Source organism: Bradyrhizobium embrapense (assembly GCF_001189235.2).
GTDB lineage: Bacteria > Pseudomonadota > Alphaproteobacteria > Rhizobiales > Xanthobacteraceae > Bradyrhizobium > Bradyrhizobium embrapense.
In genome coordinates this window covers 1,299,428-1,314,119 of record NZ_LFIP02000001.1, presented here as the reverse complement: position 1 = coordinate 1,314,119, position 14,692 = coordinate 1,299,428, and the positions used below count along the sequence as shown (strand labels likewise).

At 62.3% G+C, this 14,692-nt stretch carries 18 protein-coding genes; 10 read left to right on the top strand and 8 right to left on the bottom strand.

Annotated elements, in window-relative coordinates; all coding sequences use genetic code 11:
- Positions 1-9 precede the first annotated feature (9 nt).
- A complete protein-coding gene (locus AKN83_RS06320; RefSeq protein ID WP_283807356.1) occupies positions 10-1,704 on the bottom strand; it encodes a thiamine pyrophosphate-requiring protein in 1,695 nt (564 codons plus the stop codon).
- Positions 1,705-1,967: 263 nt separating this feature from the next.
- Here AKN83_RS06320 and AKN83_RS06315 point away from each other — a divergent pair, with 263 nt between their 5' ends.
- Positions 1,968-2,132 carry a Flp family type IVb pilin gene (locus AKN83_RS06315; protein WP_050404973.1) on the top strand — a complete coding sequence of 55 codons (165 nt, stop codon included), beginning with the start codon at positions 1,968-1,970 and terminating at the stop codon, positions 2,130-2,132.
- 212 nt (positions 2,133-2,344) lie between these two features.
- Here AKN83_RS06315 and ku read toward each other — a convergent pair whose 3' ends face one another.
- Positions 2,345-3,322: a non-homologous end joining protein Ku gene (gene ku, locus AKN83_RS06310; RefSeq protein WP_050404972.1), complete on the bottom strand. Its 978-nt coding sequence runs from the start codon at positions 3,320-3,322 to the stop codon at positions 2,345-2,347.
- A 240-nt stretch (positions 3,323-3,562) separates the two neighbouring features.
- On the opposite strand from ku, the gene AKN83_RS40465 reads away from it, so the two are divergent.
- The 7 genes from AKN83_RS40465 (at position 3,563) to AKN83_RS38155 (ending at position 8,059) form a co-directional block, all read left to right on the top strand.
- Positions 3,563-3,715: a hypothetical protein gene (locus AKN83_RS40465; RefSeq protein ID WP_172803495.1), complete on the top strand. Its 153-nt coding sequence runs from the start codon at positions 3,563-3,565 to the stop codon at positions 3,713-3,715.
- Between the two features lie 449 nt (positions 3,716-4,164).
- Positions 4,165-4,323, top strand: coding sequence for a hypothetical protein (locus AKN83_RS40460; RefSeq protein ID WP_172803494.1), 159 nt, complete (start codon positions 4,165-4,167; stop codon positions 4,321-4,323).
- Positions 4,324-4,486: 163 nt separating this feature from the next.
- A complete protein-coding gene (locus AKN83_RS06305) occupies positions 4,487-4,684 on the top strand; it encodes a hypothetical protein (protein WP_050404971.1) in 198 nt (65 codons plus the stop codon).
- A gap of 154 nt (positions 4,685-4,838) precedes the next feature.
- On the top strand, positions 4,839-5,114 hold the full coding sequence (locus tag AKN83_RS06300; protein WP_050404970.1) for a hypothetical protein: 276 nt from the start codon (positions 4,839-4,841) through the stop codon (positions 5,112-5,114).
- A 55-nt stretch (positions 5,115-5,169) separates the two neighbouring features.
- Positions 5,170-5,586, top strand: a complete 417-nt coding sequence (locus AKN83_RS06295; protein WP_050404969.1) for a hypothetical protein — start codon at positions 5,170-5,172, stop codon at positions 5,584-5,586.
- A 94-nt stretch (positions 5,587-5,680) separates the two neighbouring features.
- The gene (locus tag AKN83_RS06290) at positions 5,681-6,709 is read left to right on the top strand and encodes an NAD-dependent epimerase (protein ID WP_430641495.1); all 1,029 of its coding nucleotides are present in this window, start codon (positions 5,681-5,683) and stop codon (positions 6,707-6,709) included.
- A 1,137-nt stretch (positions 6,710-7,846) separates the two neighbouring features.
- Positions 7,847-8,059, top strand: a complete 213-nt coding sequence (locus tag AKN83_RS38155; protein WP_083991946.1) for a hypothetical protein — start codon at positions 7,847-7,849, stop codon at positions 8,057-8,059.
- 172 nt (positions 8,060-8,231) lie between these two features.
- Here AKN83_RS38155 and AKN83_RS06285 read toward each other — a convergent pair whose 3' ends face one another.
- Positions 8,232-8,417: a hypothetical protein gene (locus AKN83_RS06285; RefSeq protein WP_050404968.1), complete on the bottom strand. Its 186-nt coding sequence runs from the start codon at positions 8,415-8,417 to the stop codon at positions 8,232-8,234.
- 656 nt (positions 8,418-9,073) lie between these two features.
- On the opposite strand from AKN83_RS06285, the gene AKN83_RS06280 reads away from it, so the two are divergent.
- The gene (locus tag AKN83_RS06280) at positions 9,074-9,448 is read left to right on the top strand and encodes a helix-turn-helix domain-containing protein (RefSeq protein ID WP_050404967.1); all 375 of its coding nucleotides are present in this window, start codon (positions 9,074-9,076) and stop codon (positions 9,446-9,448) included.
- 13 nt (positions 9,449-9,461) lie between these two features.
- On the opposite strand, the gene AKN83_RS06275 is transcribed toward AKN83_RS06280, so the two are convergent.
- Positions 9,462-9,767, bottom strand: coding sequence for a hypothetical protein (locus AKN83_RS06275; RefSeq protein WP_050404966.1), 306 nt, complete (start codon positions 9,765-9,767; stop codon positions 9,462-9,464).
- A 95-nt stretch (positions 9,768-9,862) separates the two neighbouring features.
- Here AKN83_RS06275 and AKN83_RS06270 point away from each other — a divergent pair, with 95 nt between their 5' ends.
- Complete coding sequence (locus tag AKN83_RS06270; RefSeq protein ID WP_050404965.1) at positions 9,863-11,305, top strand: undecaprenyl-phosphate glucose phosphotransferase; 1,443 nt, start codon at positions 9,863-9,865, stop codon at positions 11,303-11,305.
- Positions 11,306-11,344: 39 nt separating this feature from the next.
- Here the strand turns inward: AKN83_RS06270 and AKN83_RS06265 are convergent, their stop codons facing one another.
- The 4 genes from AKN83_RS06265 to AKN83_RS06250 form a co-directional block, all read right to left on the bottom strand.
- Positions 11,345-11,926 carry a hypothetical protein gene (locus AKN83_RS06265; protein WP_050404964.1) on the bottom strand — a complete coding sequence of 194 codons (582 nt, stop codon included), beginning with the start codon at positions 11,924-11,926 and terminating at the stop codon, positions 11,345-11,347.
- Complete coding sequence (locus AKN83_RS06260; RefSeq protein ID WP_083991945.1) at positions 11,919-12,698, bottom strand: metallophosphoesterase family protein; 780 nt, start codon at positions 12,696-12,698, stop codon at positions 11,919-11,921. Before AKN83_RS06260 ends, AKN83_RS06265 begins: the two co-directional genes overlap by 8 nt.
- Before the next feature lie 7 nt (positions 12,699-12,705).
- Positions 12,706-13,998, bottom strand: coding sequence for a hypothetical protein (locus tag AKN83_RS06255; protein WP_050404962.1), 1,293 nt, complete (start codon positions 13,996-13,998; stop codon positions 12,706-12,708).
- A gap of 135 nt (positions 13,999-14,133) precedes the next feature.
- Positions 14,134-14,418: a hypothetical protein gene (locus tag AKN83_RS06250; RefSeq protein ID WP_157113229.1), complete on the bottom strand. Its 285-nt coding sequence runs from the start codon at positions 14,416-14,418 to the stop codon at positions 14,134-14,136.
- Positions 14,419-14,692 lie beyond the last annotated feature (274 nt).

Genomic DNA, 14,692 nt, shown 5'->3' with positions numbered 1-14,692 from the left:
GAGGTGCCCTCACGTCCCCGGCCGCGACACCTCGGTCTCCTTGCTGGTGATGAATTCCAGCAGCACCGGCACGCCTTCCCTGGTCTTCTGGATGCCGCGCTTGATCGCGGGGATGATGTCCTCAGGCTTGGTCACCCGTTCGCCATAGCCGCCGAAGGCGCGGGCCATCGCGGCGTAGTCGCCGGAGATGTCGGTCGAACGATATTTCTCGGTCGAGATCGGCATCACCTTCAACTCGATCGCCATCGAGAAATTGTTGAGCAGGATCGACATGATCGGAATCCGCTCACGCACCGCGGTCTCGAAATCCATCCCCGTGAATCCGATCGCGGCGTCGCCCCAGACATTGATGCAGAGCTTGTCAGGCTTGGCGAGCTTGGCGCCCATCGCGAGGCCGAGACCGTAGCCGAGCTGGGTGGTCTTGCCCCAGCCGATATAGGACAGCGGCTCGACCGACTTCCAGAACGGCGAGAGCTGGTCGCGCGGGCTGCCGGCGTCGTGGGTGATGATGGTGTTATGAATGTCGACGGTGTGCTGCAGGTCCCACAGCACGCGGTAGGGATTGAGCGGCGCATCGTTATGCGTCAGCTTCGGCATCCACTTGGCGAGCCACTCCTTGTGGGACGCGGCGATCTCTTCCGCGACCGCGCTGGCGTTGCGATCGGAGGTCACGGTCTTGCCGACCTCCTCCAGCAGCGCGTCGAGGACCAGGCCGGCGTCGCCGACCAGCCCGATTTTGGCTTCGACATCCTTGTTGATGTGGTTCGGATCGAGCGTCGAATGGATGATGGTCTTGCCCTTCGGCATCGCGATGCCGAACGAGGTTTCGGTGAACGAGCAGCCGATGCCGAAGATCACGTCCGCTTCGCCGAGGAATTTCGGCACCGCGCGCGACACGGCAAGGCCGCCGGAGCCGAGCGACAGCGGATGTGTCTCCGGAAATGACGACTTGCCGCCGAGGCTGGTGGTGACGGGGATCGCGAGCCGCTCGGCGAGGCGCTTGAGCTGCGGCCAGGCCTTTGCGTAATGCACGCCCTGGCCGGCATAGATCACCGGGCGCTTGGCGCCAACGAGCAGGGCGGCGGCTTCCTTCACATGAACGGGGTCGGCGCCGTAGCGGGTGCGCAGCACCGGCGTGTAGTTCAGCGGCTCCGGCACGTCCTCGTTCCACATGTCGGCGGGGATTTCGACGATGACCGGGCCGCCGCGGCCGTTCTTCAGTTTTGTAAACGCGCGCCGAAAGATGTTGCAGACCTCGGCTGCGATGTTGATCGGCTCCGATGATTTGGAAAACGCCTTCATCGCCTGGCTCGAATTGAAGTTCGGGTCGATATTGGCGAGCCGCCGCGCATAGCCCATCGGCAACACCAGCACGGGTACGGATTCGCCGTAGCATTGCGCGACGCCGCCCATCGCGTTCTCGGCGCCCGGTCCGTGCTGCATGCAGAACGCACCGATCTTCTCGCCCGAGGTGACGCGGGAGATCGCATCCGCCATGTGCACGCCGATGCGCTCCTGGCGCACCATCACCGGGCGGATGTCGGCGGCGGCTGCGTATTCGATCAAATGGTTGACCGGGTAGCCCGTGAGGATCTCGATCCCCTCGCGCTTCATGATTTCCGCGATCGCGGTGCCGAGCTTCATGACGGTCACTCCCTTTGGATGCGGCCGGTTCGGTCCGGCCTCGTTGTCGTCCTGACCGATAAAGGAACAGGATTCCGCCAACCGGTAAAGCGCCGCCGGGGCCGGATCGGGTAGTCCTGATATGCGTTTACGCCCAATCGCGGCCTGCCGCCTCGCGGGGCGAGATCCGGATGCAGGCAGAACTAGCAGCGAGTTTCTCTGCAACCTTTAAGCGACCGTTCATCCTGTCCGTCAATGGGCCGTCAACCAATGTGGCCTAGTTTTGCTGGCATATTACTACGGCGCGGGAGAAAAGGGCCGCGGGCGTCGGACAGGAGCTTTCCATGCGCGCGTTGCTTGCAAGATTTCTGCGTGATGACGTCGGCGCGACGGCGATCGAATACGCCATCATTGCCGGCGGCATCAGCATTGTGATCGTCGCCGGCGTCAAAGGCATCGGCACCACTGTGAGCGGCCAATTCACTGCCGTCAGTTCGGCATTCAAGTAGCATCGCCGGACACACGCTTCACTTTCGGATTCAGTTTCCTCCGCCGTCTCCATTCGGCGCGCGAAGCATCGCGATGCGCGAACATCAGCCAGCCGGCACCTGGTTCTGCCGCGTTGATCAGATGCTCGGCCGCGGTCTGCCAACGCACCTCCCGCCGGGCGTCCTCCCATAGTTTCAAGATGTAGTCGGCGCCCTGCGGCAGCGCCGCGACCTCAACCCGCCTTCTTGCGCGCCGCGCTGCCTTGTGCGCGCGTTGCCTTCTCGGCCTTCTTCGGCTCGGGCTTGACGGCCTCCTTGGGCTCGCGCTTGCCGCTGCCCGAGATCGGCAGCAGCATCTCGCGCTGGCCCTCGATGCGTTTCTTCGGCTTCTTGCCTTTCGCCGCCTTTGCTTCCGCCTTGGCGGGCGCGGCCTGCTTCTCGTTGGCGAGGCTCTTCTTCAGCGCGTCCATCAGGTTGATGACATTGCCGCTCGCCTTCGCCGCGGGCTTGGCGATCTTGATGCCGTTGCGCTTCTGGTTGATCAAATCGATCAGCGCCTGCTCGTAGCGATCCTCGAACTCCTCCGGATCGAACTCGGCGGATTTCTGCTCGACGATGTGCTTGGCGAGATCGAGCATATCCTTGGTGATCTTCACATCCTGGATATCGTCGAAATATTCCTTCTCGCTGCGCACCTCATACGGGTAGCGCAGCAGCGTGCCCATCAGCCCGTTGTCGAGCGGCTCGAGCGCGATGATGTGCTCGCGGTTGGTCAGCACGACGCGGCCGATCGCGACCTTGTCCATGCTGCGGATGGTCTCGCGGATCACCGCGAAGGCATCGTGACCGACCTTGCCGTCGGGAACGAGATAATAGGGGCGGATCAGATAGCGGCTGTCGATCTCGCTGCGCGGCACGAATTCGTCGATCTCGATGGTGCGGGTCGAATCCAGCGCGATGTCGTCGAGCTCTTCCTTGGTGACCTCGATATAAGTGTCGGTGTCGACCTTGTAGCCCTTCATGATGTCGTCGGCGGCGACTTCCTCACCGGTCTCCGCGTCGACCTTGGCGTATTTGATCCGGTGGCCGGTCTTGCGGTTGATCTGGTTGAAGGAGACCTTCTCGGTGTCCGACGTCGCCGGGTACAGGGCAACCGGGCAAGTCACGAGCGAAAGGCGCAAAAAGCCTTTCCAGTTGGCGCGGGGGGCCATAGGGAAAACTCCGATTACGCAACCGACGGAACGTGAAGGATAACACCGGGAACCCCGGTTTGAAACAACGCGGCGCGGTGAATCTCGCAACGGCGTTAACCGTAGCTTCGGGCTGCGCGCGTTTGACGCGCTGGCGGAAGGCCGCCGGACCGCTCGGAACATCGCTTCGGATCACGCGTTGGCCTTGCGAAGGGGAGCGGCAATCGCCGGAGTTTCAGGCACTTAAGCAATGAGGTCACCATGGCAACTGAACGACACGGTCAGATCACCGAAACCCCGACCGAGGCGCGCCAGGCCGAACCCGGACCTTCGGTTCTCGCGCTGCTCACGGCCTCCATTGGACTTGCAGTCTTGATCCTCGGAATTGTCTGGTTTGCCTTCTTCCGGGTGTAACGCTGCGAGCGGGGGTCTTTCCGCATGCGAGGTCTTGATCGTTGGACTGAGATGCGGCGGGCACGCGCCTGGTGACATGCGGTGGTTCACGGCTGCGCCTCGCCAGGGCCACCCTGCGTGTGCCGGCATGGCTGTGCCGGGCTCGACGAGCGGCTCGGTCCGCGACGCGCGATCCGCGGCGCAAATCGAATTTCATGCAAGAATTTCATGCAAGAGAAATTTCCGGCGCACGGACCCCTCGATCGCGGGAGTTGATCGCTGACCCTGTCGAGCTGAATTTCCCGAGCCAAGACTTTTATGGCGAGACGTGTCTCTGCGACGGCCCGCGCCTTCACGAGATCTTGCAGCGGAGACATGTGACGTGCGGGGCGCGTAGCTGCCGTGACCCGTCATGAGATCATCGAAATTGGCTGCTAGCTGATTTGAATCAGATACCTCTTGAGCTTGAGATGTTCTATCCGCAAGAAGAAAAGCACTCGCTGCTGGCGCGCCTCAAGGAGAGAAGCGTTTCAGGTGCGTTCGTCGGACTGACGCTGCTGGCGATGGCAGGGTGGATTTATCTGCTCAGCTCGATGTTCCTGAGATTCATGCTGTGGTGGTTCTCCTGAGGCGCCTCGCTCTCGAGAACAACCGATGTGGGCGCCTGGTTATTGTTGCGCCGTTCGATTGCACATAAAATTCCCGTGGCTGAATATTCTTTCGGCGCACGCAATCATGATGTCGTCACAACTTCGAATGTTAATAACATCAAGTCTAACATGGGCGAATGTGATGCTTTCTCCTGTACTCATCCTTGCGGCGGCGTTCGTTGCCGGCTTCTTCTCCGGTTTCGCCGCGCGCGCGTGGCGCTCGCGCAAGCGTCGCGCGCAATACCGGATCTATGCGCCGTATGTGGCGCCGTCAGCCGCCAGACCGTCGAAACGGGAACAGCCGGTTACCGCATTCGGCCACATGCGCCGCGCATTCTAGCGGGCTAGCTCGACAGAGGTAGCGCGGTGTCGTGAGTTGGGATTGGCGGGCGACATGCAATCGGTCATCTTGTCTTCAATGCGGCAGCCGGGCCAGGTTCGCGTGCCGGCCGGGTGCAGCCGCTGGCCTGCGCATCGCGAGGGAACCTGCACGCATGAGTGATCTCAGGGGGCATTCGCCAAGGCGGTATGTCGTCGATGTCAGTGGACGGCGCGTGCTGGTCGGTCTCACGCTTGAAGAGACCTCGGAATTCGAAGGACTGGACACCTCGCTGCCGGTGCTGGGCGGCGAAGCCTCGGGTGCGGAACTGATGCCGTCGGCCGTCGAGGGGCGCTGGCTCGAGCTCTATGACAAGCACGACAAGGCCTGGATCAAGTGGAAGGCCGACCTGAGGGCCGGGCAAGGCGGCAATTCACCATTTTTTAACTAAGACCGGGCGATTTTAAGCGATACTGCCTGAGTGGGCCCGAACCGGATACTGACAGATGTTTCAGCTGTTTTTGCGGGCTCGCGCGCATGACCTGATCAGGTCGCGGCGTGGCGAGGAAGGTTTCAAGGCGCGTTCGGCCGAGCGCGATGCCGAGACCGATCGCGCCCGGATCGGATCGATCATGGCCGCGATTGAGGCCGCGTTGCAGGCAGCCGAGAGCGAGCAATCCGGCCTTGGCCGCCGTGTCGACGATGTTCTGGCCCGCGCGGCGGTGACGCTGGGAAACGGCACCGACGAATATCTGGAGCGTGAGGCGCTTGACAACTATCATCAAGACCTGTTTGACGCCGAGATCTCCAACGGCCAGCGTCGGCTGAAGGAGTTGGCGACCGAGATTGCGCACTTCAAGTTCATGAAGGCCGCGGTCCTGAGCCGCTTTCCGGACTACAAACCTCCGGCCGCCAGCAACTGACGCGCCCCGCGGCCGCAACGCGAAGCCAGAGGCTGCGGCCCGCTCCCGACGGCGTGTGCGGCCGGTCCGGCGCAGCGAAAGGCACAGGCAAAACGTGGTGATCGCAGGCAATCTACTCGTCACGGGCTGCGCCGGCTTTATCGGCTTCCATCTGGCGGAGCATTTGCTGCGGGCAGGGCAGCCGGTCATCGGCATCGACAATCTCAACCAGTATTATGATCCCGCGCTCAAGCGCGCGCGGCTCGATCTGCTCAAGCAGCACCGTGGCTTCACCTTCCTGGAGCTCGACCTCGCCGACCGTGCCGGGATGAAGGCGCTGTTCGAGCGCTATCGCTTCGAGGTCGTGGTACATCTCGCGGCGCAAGCCGGCGTGCGCTACTCCTTGCAGAATCCGCACGCCTACATGGATTCCAATCTGGAGGGCTTCCTCAACGTCCTCGAGGGCTGCCGGCATACTGCGTGCCGGCACCTGCTGTTTGCGTCGTCATCATCAGTCTACGGCGCCAACACCAAGCTGCCGTTCTCGGTCCACGACAACGTCGATCATCCGGTCAGCCTGTATGCGGCTACCAAGAAGGCCAACGAGCTGCTCGCTCACTCCTATAGCCACCTCTACCGCATCCCGACGACAGGGCTGCGGTTCTTCACCGTGTACGGGACATGGTATCGGCCGGACATGGCGCTCTATGCGTTTGCGGATGCGATCACAAGCGGGAAGCCGATCCAGCTGTTCAACAACGGCAACATGCGGCGCGACTTTACCTATGTCGATGACGTGGTCGAGGCGATGGTGCGGCTGATCGGCCGCGCGCCCGAGGGCGACGTCAACTGGTCGGGAGCGCATCCCGATCCGGGTTCGAGCAAGGCGCCGTGGCGTATCTATAACATCGGCAACTCCAGGCCGGAAGAACTGGTGCACGTAGTGGCACTGCTCGAGCAGGGCTTCGGCCGGCAGGCCGAAAAGCAGTTGTTGCCAATGCAACCTGGGGATGTCCTGGAGACGTCGGCCGACGTTTCCGATCTGGAGCGTGAGATCGGCTTTCGGCCGCAGACGCGGATCGAGGACGGCATTGCCGAATTTGTCGCCTGGTATCGTGCTTACCACGACGTCGATCGGACGTAGTGCGCCGTTTGCGAATTCCAGCTCGTGAAAAACCGGGCTCGGCGTGGAACGGAGTGCGGCAACGAGAGTTATCGATGGTTTTGCGTTCGCGTCAGCGGCGATCATGTCCAGCGCAATCGTTCCAGTGCACGCGATCGATGCCCAGGTCGCACGCGCCTGAATGCTTTGATCGCGAGGGCGTTTCGGTCGCGACAGTCGGGCAATCCTGCTTCCGGCGGCAGAGGGACGCGGCGAAGGATTTGCGCAACCTATTGCAACAACTGCCTCGCCAATGATGGCAAGACGGCCGACGACAAGCCGCCAAATCGAATAGCGCGCGATCGTCACGCGCGTTGCGAATTAGCGATGCTTATGGCGGCTGGTCGAATCCGCTGTCCGCGCGGCAAATCGTGCAGGCGCATGTGAGATAGGAGCGCGAATGCATTTCGCTGCTTCTGCTGAAGCCGAACGCATCACTACCACTCATTTTGAATTAGAACAGCGTTGTCGCGTTCGCCCGCGGTCGAGGCGAATATCTTCCATGATCGGATATTGGCGTTGATTCGTTCGCCACATTGCCAGGCGGTCCGAGCGCTCACGTCTGCGCGGCCTCGATGTTCGAAACGGATCGAAACATTCTATGATCAATGCAGAAGACACCGCGATCCATGCTGCCCGGTTTAACCTGTTATGCGCGACAAGAAAACTGATCGATCGAAAGCAGCAGATTTAGTGTGTGCATGCTGTGTCTGGTGGAATATCTGGTTCGAGGCGGGAACACCGTACCAAGTCCCGGCCTTTGACGCGGCGACATTGTGATTGCCCGCAGGCGCATCGCCGGTTTCGACGCGCGATCGCGGCGATCAACGATCGTCAAATGATTTCATGCTCTTGGTCGCGCCTCGCGGTCCGTTCCGGTTGCGCTCTTCGGTCGCGCGCCTCGTCGCTGCCGTCGACATCCCATCGCGACGACACATATAAGACCATCGATCGAACATTTCGCGATCAGGTTGTGGAACCTGATTGAGAAAATTTAGCGCGGAGCCACGTTCGTCGCAAACCTGCCCCATTAACCGCATTCCATGTGTGTGATCTAACACTGTCATCGAAACTTCAATCACATCGCTCATACCCTTAACCGCAGAGCGAGGGCGCGCCATGAAGCAGCACAAAGTTCAACATTCGCATCAGCCGATCGAAGAGGCGTTGCTCGCGACCAATCAGTCGCTGCGCAACGAAGTCGTTGCGCTGATGCTTGATATCGCCGCGTTGCGTGAAATCCATGAGCGTCCAGCCGCCTCTCGTTCGTTCGGCATGTCGCATGAGCAGAACGCCCCACGCGTCGCATTGCGCCGGGTTCACCACAGCTAAAGTCCGTCAGCCTATTCTCTCGCCGAGCAGAAATTGCCGCCACATCCAAGCCAATGGGCGAGAGGGTGCGCAAATTCAATCTAAAATCGAAAATCTGATCGAGCAAGAATTCCGGCACGATCAGATTATCCGCGGCTCTTCGCGCAAATCGGCACCGGCGAGGGCGATACAGTCAGTGTTGCCGCATGGCGCTGCGTGTCACGACGTCAGAAAGACGCTCACGCAGGATCCAGGTCTGCAACACGAGCTCGATGGCCGTATTTCGCAACTCGAAATTCTCGGCGACAAGGCGTTCCAAGGCATCGCTCGCCTCGCTGCATGCTGACTGATTCCCTTCGAAGACCTTGAGATGCGCCATAGGTTCGATCCTCGCAAAAAGTGTTGATCAGAGGTGGGCTCTGAATGGCGTCAGCGCTGGACTGTTCGTGGATGATCGGGCGGTTTGTGGCTTCCGCCTGATGACTAACGGTAGCAAAGCGCCTAATTAACAACTTTGAGGTCGAGCTATGAAGGTGCGGAGCGCGGAAGTTTTTCGAGTATGCGGGGGTTCTGACGAGGTTTAACGCATGTGTAACTATCGCTGCGAAGCCCCGCCCGCAAGCCGTCGGCTGCATGGGGTGCGGGATTAATTCGCTGGAATTTTGCGAAATATTTGCTTGATTTGCGGTGTAATTGTCATCGACTGTCATGGCGCACTCGCAATCCGTCGGAGAACCGATTGGGTGTTCTCATTTGTCAATGCAAAGGGTGCGCCAGTTGTGAGGACTAACTTCTCATACACAAAAAGTCGTATAACTTTTTCTGTCAGAGCCTCCCGCGCGGGAATAATCGCTCACATATTCCGCTAACTAGCTTGCAGCTCCGGCATTTCTTCGCGCAATGTGGCGCTGCCGACGGCAAGTTCGAGGCTCCCGAAACGCCCCCGCGGAAATCCTCAATTTGAATTTCCTGTTGCATTTATATAGCTTATAGGCCATGCGATGTTTGCCAATCTAGGGGGCAATGAGATGACCAATGAGGCGTCATTCAACTGACGAGATAACTTCCAAGGTCAAACAGGCCGAGGAACTGATGGCGCGGGGGCAGTCACAGGCCCAGGCGTGCAAAGTGCTGGGCGTTAGCGTGATGACATTTCATCGCTGGCGTAAGCAGGAGGCGGCACGCGGCCGTCAGGCGAATGGTACTGTCGCCGAATTCGCCGCCCACGCCGAAGATCGGGATGGGGCTCCGCCTGTCCCCACCCGTATTGACGAATTGCGGCTGGAAAATGAACGGCTGCGGCGGATCGTGACCGACCTGCTACTCGAGAAAATGAAGATCGAGGAGAAGCTTGCGCTCAGGTCCAGCGGCGGGAGCGGGTTGCCTCGCCGCGGTGAAGTCCAGAGCTGACGAAGCTCTTCCGTTAGTGGATACGTGACGGCCTGGGCGCCAGCAGCAGCTGGTCGCTCAGATGCGCTTTCTCTGATCTTGCGCGCAGATCTTCGAGGATCGGGCGTAGTCTGGCCTGTGCGAGGTCCAGACCTTTGACGATGTCCTGATTCGGCATTTCAGCCGGAAACCGGGCCGATCGCAGCTTGGTTTCAACCGCCTTGACCAGCACTTCGACGTCGTCGCGGTGTTGGCCCGCGACGAGCTCGGCGCCCATCAGGCGTATCAAGTGAAGCAGCGCCACCAGCGCGGCCTCGGTTTCGCCAGCCGATGAACTCATGGATGCTCCCTGCCTGACATTGCCGGCAGGCCTTGCGAGCTCACGACCTGCCTGATATTAAACATGTGAATTGTTAACACGAATGTTAATTCCCGATGGCCGACCTTTCGGACGCTCGATTGGCGAAAGTGCCGGTCTACTTCGGCGCCTTCTCGTCCGCATTTGTCTCGCTCGAGGCGTTTGCCGTCGCCTCCGAGATGATCATTGTCGTGTTATCCAGCATCATTGGTGGCGCGGCCTATCACCTGTTTTACTACCACACGATTTATAGCAACAGCTTCGAGGGCTTTCTAGGGATCGGGGTCCTCGCCGCCATCCTTCACATGTTCGTGGCGAAGTCGCAGGGCCTCTACCATGCGCAGGTGCTGGCCGGTCTCGACCGGCGCTGGAGCAGCCTGCTCGGCGGGTGGCTCCTTGTGGTCCTGCTGATGACCCTGATCATCTTCCTTCTGAAGGTCGGCTCCGGCGTCTCGCGCGGATCGGTGATGTCGTTTGGCTTGATCGGCGGTCTTGGGCTCGTGACCGGACGGACGCTGCTGCAGGCGCCGCTGCAACGCGCGATCGACCGCGGCATGCTGGCGACGCGCCGCGCCGTCGTGGTTGGGATGGCGGACGAATTGTCGCGCATGCGGCAATCGAGCCTGCTGCGCGATTTCGGCCTCAGCGAGGTGCGACGGATCCAGTTGTCCGGCCTGTCCGACGACGAGGGCGATCGCACCGCCGTCGCGTCGGCCATTCGCGCGGCACGGGAGTGCGGCGCCGACGAGATCATCCTGGCGATGCCCTGGCAGCAGGAACCGCGCATCCAGTTCGTGTGCGATCAGCTGCGGGCGTCGCCGCTGCCGGTGCGGCTGCTGCCGGATCGGACGGCGGAGCGATTCCTGGCGCTGCGGATGGTGGCGTCTGGCCCGATGCCGACGCTGGAAATGCAGCGTTCGCCGCTGACCTCGCTCGAGCGCGCCGGCAAACGGCTGTTCGACATCGTGGCATCGATCGGCCTGCTGGTGCTGTTCGCGCCGCTTCTGATCGGGACGGCGATTGCGATCAAGCTCGACTCCAGCGGGCCGGTCCTGTTCCGGCAGCGCCGCAACGGGTTCGACGGCAGGCAATTCACCATCCTCAAATTCCGTTCGATGCATGTGCTCGAGGACGGCGATGTCATCACACAGGCCCGCGCCAACGATCCGCGACTGACCGGGATCGGCGCGACGCTGCGCCGCCGCAGCATCGACGAGCTGCCGCAGCTGGTGAACGTGCTGCGCGGCGACATGTCGCTGGTCGGGCCGCGGCCGCATGCGCTGGCGCATGACGACAAATATTCGAAGCTGATCGCAAGCTATGCGCAGCGGCAGCACGTCAAGCCGGGCATCACCGGTCTCGCACAGGTGCAGGGACTGCGCGGCGCGACGCCCGCGATCGAGGATATGCAGCTGCGCGTCGAGCACGACCTCATCTACATCAAGAGCTGGAGCTTCATGCTCGACCTGCGCATCCTGCTGCGCACGGTCGGCGCGGTGCTGCGTCACAACGGTGTGTGACGGTTGGGTACCTGACGGCCGTTGGCAGGCCGACGCGCCTTACTCGGGGATGTTCTGGTTGGCATCCTTGAATTCCGCTTCGATGATACGCCGGTTGGCGTCCGTCGCCACGCGATAGGCCTGGCCGATCGCACCCTTCAGCTCCGGCGCGCGGGTGAGGACCAGGCGGACTTGCCGCTGCAGCAGATCCACCAGCTCCACGTCGCGCGTGGTATCGACCTGCGCCAGCAGGATCAGGCGCGGCGCGATCAGGTCGCCGCGGTTGAAGCCGGTGTAGTAGGACATCTTCAGCGCCTTCGATGCGGTCGGGTTCAACCAGTCGAACCGTCCGGTCGCCCAGGCGAGGCCGAACCAGCCGCCGGCATCCATCGGCGAGAGCCGCAGCGCGCGGGTGAAGGCGGCCTCGGCGGCCTCGGGCGAGGTCTGCAATTCGCTCCAGCCGTCGGCGAGCCACAGCTCGCTCCTGACGACGCCGAGGCCGGCCGCGAGCGAAGGCTTGCCGCGCAATGCATCGGCGGCGAGCCACCAGGTCGACAGGGCCAGTGTCGCAGCGCCAATCACGATTGCGGTCGGCACGAAGGCCGGCGACAACAGCCGCGCGTCTGCCTTCGCGCTAGCCATGACGCGCTGCCCGGTTGCCGGTCATCAGCAGGGTTCGCTGCGCGCCCTCCAGCTTGACGCAGGTCAGGCGGCCTGTCGCATAGGCGCCGGTATCGACATTGATGCGGTTGCGCAGCAGCTCGGCTTCCTGCACCGGCGTGTGGCCGTGAACCACGACCTTGCCGAAATCATCTTCCGACACCAGGAAGTCGTCGCGGATCCAGAGCAGGTCCTCCTTGCGCTGTTGCTTCAGCGCGACGCCGGGCCTGACGCCGGCATGCACGAAGAAATAGCGGCCGCGGGAATAGCTGATCGGCAGCGAGCGCAGGAAGGCGAGATGCGCCGGCGGCATCTGGCGGACCAATGCCTGCGCGAGCGCACGCCGTTCCGCGGCGTCGGGATTGAGCGACGGCGTCAGTCCATAGGACGTCAGCGTCTGCAAGCCACCGAACTGCCGCCATTGCGCGAGCATGTCGGGATTGACGAGAAACTCCAGCAGGCAGGCCTCGTGATTGCCGAGGAGGCAGACCATGCTGTGGGTGCGGCGGCGCTGGTCGAGCATCGCGATCACATCGCGCGAATCCGGTCCGCGATCGATATAGTCGCCAAGAAACACCTGGATGGGCAGCGCCGGACGCGACGTGCGGATATCGGCATCGATCCGCGCGCAGAGCTCGTGCAGCAGGTCGGCGTGTCCGTGGATGTCGCCGACCGCATAGATGCAGGCCTCGTCGCTCTCGTCATGTTCGAGGTCGCCGGTCTGGCCGACCATCCGCCGGAGGAGGTTGCGCATTTGTGATCTAGCCCGACTGCAACCGTGAACGGCTGATCCGCTGTGCCAGTCCTGTTCCGATCACGGCTCCCAACACGATCACTCCGGGCAGCGCCGGCAATTGCGGCAAGGTGAAAGCGGCGAGCAGCAGCGTCAGCAACGCCGCCGCGGCCGCCGCGGGATGCGACCAGTCACGGCCGCGATTGCGTGCGCCGGTCGTGAACGCCGCGATGCCTGCGATCGTGACCGCGATTGAAGTCCAGAACATGGCGGAACCGAATTGCCCGATCAAGGCGGCAGCGCTGGTTGCCACCACGGGCTTTGCGGTCGCGCCTTGCCAGTCCATGTAGGTCGATGCCAGCGTGGCTGTGGTGCCGGCGCCGCCGCCGAGCGCCGGCAGGTCGGCAAGCAGATTTTGGGTCGACTGCACGAGCTCGTCCGGCGCATCGGCGAAGGCTATGGCAAGCGCCACGTCGGGGTGACGGTTGGCGATTGCCGTTACCAGCGCGATCAGAGCGATTGCAGCTACAGCGGCGGCGCTGCTCCAGCGAGGCAGATGAAGTTTTCGCGCGGCGAAGGTCATCAGGACGAGCGCGATGCCCGCTGCGATCGCGATCGCAGCGCCACGCCGCCCGTACCAGCAGGCGCTGGCGGCGCAAAACATTGCGCCGGCGGTGAGCAGCCGGCGCGATCGGGTCGACTGGGCCGCCGTGCGGCCGCCAAAATATCCGCCGGTGTCGAGCGCGCGCGCAAGGCCGAGCGGGACGCCAATGAGAACGACGACGAGGAATCCGTTTGCCGTCCCGTCATGCGCAGCGTCGGCCGCGCCAAGCCAGGCTCTGACCGGATCGCTATACAACAGCAGGATCAGCGCTGCTGCGGCCGCGGTCGCTGCAATGCTGCGGGCCACCATGTCGGCGCGGCGGGCATCGATCGCGATCGCTGCGGCTGATATTATGACCGAGAGCAGCGACAGCCAGAGCAGCAGCGCACCAAGGCTTGCACCGGTATCGATCGTGATGCTGCCGCTGAGCGGTGTCCCCAGTGTTTCGCCGGCGAACTTCCACACCGGATGCGCCCAGAACGTCAGCGGCAGCATCTGCAGGATGATCCAGAGCATCGGCACCAGCGCCGCCGCAACGGCGGGCCCGGCGACCCGCTTCAGGAAAGACAATTCACCTGGACGGATCGCGGTCAGGCTTGCCAGCAGCCCGAGCGACGTCGCGGCGCCGACCAGACCGATGGCGAGCGATGCGTCGAGGAGACCCACCGGAATCGACGCCCCGATCAAGATGCGGATGAAAGCCGTGACGTTCCACACGGGAGGCACAAATCCTTGGGGAAATCCTTGGGAAGCAGGTCCTGCGGACGATGAGAACGCAAGCCAGCGGGATGCCCCGGGCCCGCCGCGAGGTCAATGGAAATCGGTCACCGGATCGCGCGGCCGCGTAACGCGCTACTGCGGCCGGCGCAGCGCGATGAGTGGGGTCGAGGCGCGGGACCTGAGCAACGGCGCGAAGGCGCTCGCGAGATATCCGACCTGCAGCGATACCATGGCGATGATCATGAGCAGCGCAGTCTCGAACAACGAGAGGCGCGCTACGCCGATGGCGGCCAGCAGCATGAGTTCCACAAGCATCACCGGCACCAGCACCAGACAGTGCTGGCGCAGCCCAAGTACGGCGCCGCCGATCAAATTGCCAAGCAAAACAAATAACATAACCAAACCCTGCACCCGCATCTTACCGGACAGGGTCCTAAGCCGGAGTTAACCCGGTCGTCGCAAATCTGTCGGCCATGCGGCCGGTGGCGCCATGAAGCGGCGTGCAGTCACGGTGCAATGGAAACGCCCAATTCCGTGGCAGGAACGTCGGAAAGCGGGCTCGAGCTGGCGTTCGACAGCGGAATGCTAATGGTCGGCGGGGCCAGCCTGGGGCGCGGTCGGGCAGGGGGTTTTAATTGGCACGATAACTCTGGCTATGCTAACTAACTGTTATCTTTCGTTAGGGAGATAG

What these genes read in the sequence shown, in the direction of transcription:
- AKN83_RS38155 (WP_083991946.1), top strand. Translation starts at nt 7,847, where the DNA reads ATGAAGCAGCACAAAGTTCAACATTCGCATCAGCCGATCGAAGAGGCG.
- AKN83_RS06285 (WP_050404968.1), bottom strand. Translation starts at nt 8,417, where the DNA reads ATGGCGCATCTCAAGGTCTTCGAAGGGAATCAGTCAGCATGCAGCGAG.
- AKN83_RS06275 (WP_050404966.1), bottom strand. Translation starts at nt 9,767, where the DNA reads ATGAGTTCATCGGCTGGCGAAACCGAGGCCGCGCTGGTGGCGCTGCTT.
- AKN83_RS06260 (WP_083991945.1), bottom strand. Translation starts at nt 12,698, where the DNA reads ATGCGCAACCTCCTCCGGCGGATGGTCGGCCAGACCGGCGACCTCGAA.
- AKN83_RS40465 (WP_172803495.1), top strand. Translation starts at nt 3,563, where the DNA reads ATGGCAACTGAACGACACGGTCAGATCACCGAAACCCCGACCGAGGCG.
- AKN83_RS06270 (WP_050404965.1), top strand. Translation starts at nt 9,863, where the DNA reads ATGGCCGACCTTTCGGACGCTCGATTGGCGAAAGTGCCGGTCTACTTC.
- AKN83_RS06250 (WP_157113229.1), bottom strand. Translation starts at nt 14,418, where the DNA reads ATGCGGGTGCAGGGTTTGGTTATGTTATTTGTTTTGCTTGGCAATTTG.
- AKN83_RS06315 (WP_050404973.1), top strand. Translation starts at nt 1,968, where the DNA reads ATGCGCGCGTTGCTTGCAAGATTTCTGCGTGATGACGTCGGCGCGACG.
- AKN83_RS06280 (WP_050404967.1), top strand. Translation starts at nt 9,074, where the DNA reads ATGAGGCGTCATTCAACTGACGAGATAACTTCCAAGGTCAAACAGGCC.
- AKN83_RS40460 (WP_172803494.1), top strand. Translation starts at nt 4,165, where the DNA reads ATGTTCTATCCGCAAGAAGAAAAGCACTCGCTGCTGGCGCGCCTCAAG.
- AKN83_RS06265 (WP_050404964.1), bottom strand. Translation starts at nt 11,926, where the DNA reads ATGGCTAGCGCGAAGGCAGACGCGCGGCTGTTGTCGCCGGCCTTCGTG.
- AKN83_RS06305 (WP_050404971.1), top strand. Translation starts at nt 4,487, where the DNA reads ATGCTTTCTCCTGTACTCATCCTTGCGGCGGCGTTCGTTGCCGGCTTC.
- ku (WP_050404972.1), bottom strand. Translation starts at nt 3,322, where the DNA reads ATGGCCCCCCGCGCCAACTGGAAAGGCTTTTTGCGCCTTTCGCTCGTG.
- AKN83_RS06300 (WP_050404970.1), top strand. Translation starts at nt 4,839, where the DNA reads ATGAGTGATCTCAGGGGGCATTCGCCAAGGCGGTATGTCGTCGATGTC.
- AKN83_RS06295 (WP_050404969.1), top strand. Translation starts at nt 5,170, where the DNA reads ATGTTTCAGCTGTTTTTGCGGGCTCGCGCGCATGACCTGATCAGGTCG.